The organism is Ramlibacter sp., from assembly GCF_028292805.1.
In the GTDB taxonomy this organism is placed as follows: domain Bacteria; phylum Pseudomonadota; class Gammaproteobacteria; order Burkholderiales; family Burkholderiaceae_C; genus Ramlibacter.
In genome coordinates, this window is sequence record NZ_JAQGLS010000145.1 from 1 (window position 1) to 3,972 (window position 3,972).

The following is a 3,972-nucleotide window of genomic DNA, read 5'->3' on the forward strand; positions in this document are numbered from 1 at the left end:
TGCAGCGCCACCGGCACCTCCAGCGCGCCGGGGACCAGCACGTGGTCGATGTTCTTTTCCTGCACGCCATGGGCGAGCAGCGCCTCGCGGCAGGCCTGCGCCAGCGCGTTGGTCACGCCGGGGTTCCAGCGGGCCTGCACCATCCCGATCACCAGCTCGCTGCCGTCCAGCCGGTCGGCGGCGCCCTTGTCTGCACCAAACATCGTCGTCCTCAATTCTTCGGGCCGGGCGTGTAGCCGGCCACTTCCAGGCCGTAGCCAGCCATGCTGGGCATGCGCCGCGGCGCGCCCATCAGGTTCATTTTCTGCACGCCGCACTCGCGCAGGATCTGCGCGCCGATGCCGTAGGTGCGCAGGTCCATGCGGCCGCGCTCGGGCGCCTGGGCCGGCCGCGCCGTGCCTTCGAATTGCTCCAGCAGCTGCTGCGCCGTCTCGCCGCAATTGAGCAACACGGCGACGCCGCTGCCGTGGGCGGCGATGTGCCTGAGGCTGTCGTCCAGGCTCCACGAGTGCAGCGAGCGCCCCGGCTCCAGCACGTCCAGCACCGACAGCGGCTCGTGCACGCGCACCGGCACCGTGTCGGCGGGCGTCCACTGGCCCAGGACCAGCGCCAGGTGCAGGCCCTGGCTGGGCTTGTCGCGCCAGGCATGGGCGGTGAATTCGCCATGGGCCGTCGCCAGCGGGCGCTGGCCGACCTTCTCGACCAGGCTCTCGGTGCGGCTGCGGTGACCGATCAGGTCAGCGATGGTGCCGATCTTCAGGCCATGCTCGGCGGCGAACAGCTGCAGGTCGGGCAGCCGCGCCATGGTGCCGTCGTCCTTCATGATCTCGCAGATCACGGCGGCCGGCGTCAGCCCGGCCATCGCGGCCAGGTCGCAGCCGGCCTCGGTATGGCCGGCGCGCATCAGCACGCCGCCGTCCACCGCCTGCAGCGGAAAGATGTGGCCGGGCTGCACCAGGTCCTGGGCCCGGGCGTCGCGCGCCACGGCGGCCTGCACGGTGCGGGCGCGGTCGGCGGCGGAGATGCCGGTGGTGACGCCTTGCGCGGCTTCGATCGACACGGTGAAGGCGGTGCCCATCTTGGTGCCGTTGCGCGCCACCATCGGCGGCAGTTGCAGCCGCTCGCAGCGCTCGCGCGTCAGCGTCAGGCAGATCAGGCCGCGGCCGAAGCGGGCCATGAAATTGATGGCTTGCGGCGTGACGTGTTCGGCCGCCAGCACCAGGTCGCCTTCGTTTTCGCGGTCTTCCTCGTCCACCAGGATCACGATCTTGCCCGCGCGCATGTCGGCGACGATCTCTTCGATGGCAGAGACGGGAACAGGCGTGACTTCGGGGCGGAAACTCATCGCCCTATTGTCGCATCCGGCCGCCGCCGCCCGCTCGGGCCCGGCGGGGTCAACCGGCGGGCGCCGGGACGATCGGCAGTTCGAGGGTGAAGGTCGCGCCGTGGCCGACGCCGGCGCTCTCCCCGCTCAGCGCGCCACCCAGCTCGCTTGCCGCCAGCGCGCTGCTGGCCAGGCCGAAACCGTGGCCGTCGGAGCGCGTGGTGAAGCCCGGCACGAACATGCGGGCCAGGTTCTCCGGCGCGATGCCCTCGCCCTCGTCGCGCACCACGAAGCGCAGCCTGTCCGCGGCCGGCCGCTCGATCTTCAGGGTGAGCTGCCGGCCCGTGGCGGCGGCCGTCGACATCGCCGCCTTGGCGTTGCTGATCAGGTTGACCAGGATCTGCAGCACGCGGCTGCGGTCCAGCGGCAGTGCCGGCATTGGCTCGAATTGCCTGACCACCGCGACCTGGTGCCGGGCGAGGGCGCTGCCCTGCATGCGCAAGGCGTCTTCCGCCAGTTCCGCCGGCTGCACCGGCTCGGCCACGTGGTTGCCGCCGGCATGGGTCTGCTGCGTGGAGACGATGTCCTTGATGTGGTCGATGCTCTTGACCAGGCGGTCCAGCTCCTCGCCCATCACCTTCTGCTCGCCGGCCAGGGCCTTGGCCATCGCCCGCAGGTAGCCGGGCACCTGCTTGCCCTTGGGGTCGCGCGCGAGGAAGTCGCCGAGATCGTCGGGGTGCTCCTGCAGCAGGGCCAGCGCCCGCGGCAGTCCGGGCAGGCGCGACTTGCGCAGCGTGCCGCCGATCACGCTGGCCGAAACGTTGACGCTGTTGAGGACGTTGCCTACGTTGTGCAGCACGTTGGTGGCGATCTCCGCCCGCCCGGCGCCGCGGGCCGCCGTCACCAGCTGTCCCTGGGTCTCCCGCAGCCGCGCGGTGATCTCTTCGTTCTCGCGCAGGGCGGCCCGCCAGGTGCGGTTGGCGGCGGCAAGTTCCTCGACCATGAGGCCGCGCGCTTCCAGCAGCTGGTTGCGCTCCTGTTCGGCCGCCAATTTTTGTTCCGCCCGGTGCCGTTCGTGCTGCTCGCTGGCCAGCCGCAGGCTGGCTTCGTCCAGCCGCGCCGTGCGCTCCGTGACGTCCCGCTGCACCCGCCCGAGCAGGCTGTGGAACAGCAGCATCAGGCTGCCGCCCACGGCCAGGCTGAGCAGCACCACGGTGGCCACTCCCTGGCGGCGGCCGGCCACGAGGTCGGTGACGTCGTCCACCACCAGCAGGTCGCCCATGTACTCGCCAAGCAGCTCGAACGGGCTGACGTGCACGTGAACGTGGCGCTCGCCCTCGCGCCCCTCGAAGTCGAGCGTTCCCTGCCTGCGGCCCGGCAGCGAAAGGTACGCGCGGGCCGCCGCCGGCAGCTGCGCGGTTGTGCGGCTCAGGACGATGTCGCCCGGCAGCTCGTTCCAGGCGATCGGCTGCCGGCGGTTCGCCTGGCCCCCGGCCCAGGCGGCCTCATCGAAGTGCGCCTTGCCGGTGACGACGAACAGGTCGGCGCCCAAGGCCTGCTTGACGCCCAGCGCAAGGTGGTCGAACTCGACGCCCAGCTCCAGGTAGCCGATCACCTCGCCCGCGCTGCGCCACGGGTAGACCACGCGCAGGGTGAAGTTGCCCAGCATGCCTTGCTCGTAGCCCCAGAACGGCATGCCGGACCGCTGCGCCTCCTGCAGCGACTTGCGGTCGATGCGGTCGCCGTGCCGTTCGGGCAGATGCACGCGCAGCAGGCTGGTCCGGTCCGGCAGGTGGAAGTACAGGTGCGACACCTGGCTGCGGGCCGACATGCCTTCCAGGATCGGCTGTGCGTACGCGAGCAAGGCATCGCGGTCCCGGGCGGCGAACGCCGCCTGCAGCACAGTGTCGTGCAGCAGCAAGCCCATGATGGTGCGCATCGCCTCCACCTCGTGCGCGGTTTGCTCGGCGAGGATGGCGTTGGCGGAATGGGCCGTCGCGGCGATCTGCTGCCGGCTCGCTTCCATCCGGCTGGCCACGAGGTACGCGGTCAGGCTGGCCGCCAGCAGCACCATGCCCAGGCCCAGCGGCAGCAGCACGCGGGTGCGCAGGCCGGAGGCCACCCAGTTGGGGTCCAGGCGCGACGGCGGGAACTGGCTATCGACCGTCATCGGCGTGCGCGCCCCAGGCGTGCGTCTCCTCGCTGGCGGCCACGGCCGGAGCCGGCCCGGCACCGCGGGCCGCCAGCCGCGGCGGGATCCACTTGAGCAGCACGTCCCACATCGCGCCCAGTTCCATCGGCTTGCCGATGAAGTCGTTCATGCCGGCTTCCAGGCAGCGCTGCCGGTCCAGCGGCAGCACGCTCGCCGTGAGCGCCAGCACCGGCAGGTCGGCCAGGCCGAGGCGGCCGCGGATGACGCGGGTGGCGGCCAGCCCGTCCAGCACGGGCATCTGGGCGTCCATCAGCACCGCGTCGTAGCTCTCGCGCTCCAGCCGGTCCAGGGCGAGCTGGCCGTTTTCCGCCACGTCGACCCGCAGGCCGACCTTCTGCAGGAAAGCGCAGGCGATGACCTGGTTGGTTTCGTTGTCTTCCACCAGCAGCACGCGGCCGCCGTTCAGCCTGGCGTGCACGGCGGCCTGGCGCGCCAC

4 protein-coding genes are annotated in these 3,972 nt (G+C 71.6%); all 4 read right to left on the minus strand.

Translation table 11 applies throughout. The annotated features are described in order from the left end of the window. On the minus strand, positions 1 to 203 hold a 203-nt coding region (locus JWP65_RS08490; RefSeq protein WP_299762716.1), incomplete at its 3' end, for a 6,7-dimethyl-8-ribityllumazine synthase. A gap of 8 nt (positions 204 to 211) precedes the next feature. Further along, the gene (gene ribBA, locus JWP65_RS08495) at positions 212 to 1,345 is read right to left on the minus strand and encodes a bifunctional 3,4-dihydroxy-2-butanone-4-phosphate synthase/GTP cyclohydrolase II (protein ID WP_299762719.1); all 1,134 of its coding nucleotides are present in this window, start codon (positions 1,343 to 1,345) and stop codon (positions 212 to 214) included. Between the two features lie 49 nt (positions 1,346 to 1,394). Beyond that, positions 1,395 to 3,494 (minus strand): cache domain-containing protein, encoded by a 2,100-nt coding sequence (locus JWP65_RS08500; RefSeq protein ID WP_299762722.1) that lies wholly within the window; start codon positions 3,492 to 3,494, stop codon positions 1,395 to 1,397. Next, a partial coding sequence (locus tag JWP65_RS08505; RefSeq protein ID WP_299762724.1) for a response regulator occupies positions 3,481 to 3,972 on the minus strand: 492 nt, incomplete at its 5' end. The genes JWP65_RS08500 and JWP65_RS08505, both read right to left, overlap by 14 nt.

Bases quoted from the DNA above. Each gene is read 5' to 3' on its own strand.
- JWP65_RS08500 (WP_299762722.1), bottom strand. From the start codon at position 3,494: ATGACGGTCGATAGCCAGTTCCCGCCGTCGCGCCTGGACCCCAACTGG.
- ribBA (WP_299762719.1), bottom strand. From the start codon at position 1,345: ATGAGTTTCCGCCCCGAAGTCACGCCTGTTCCCGTCTCTGCCATCGAA.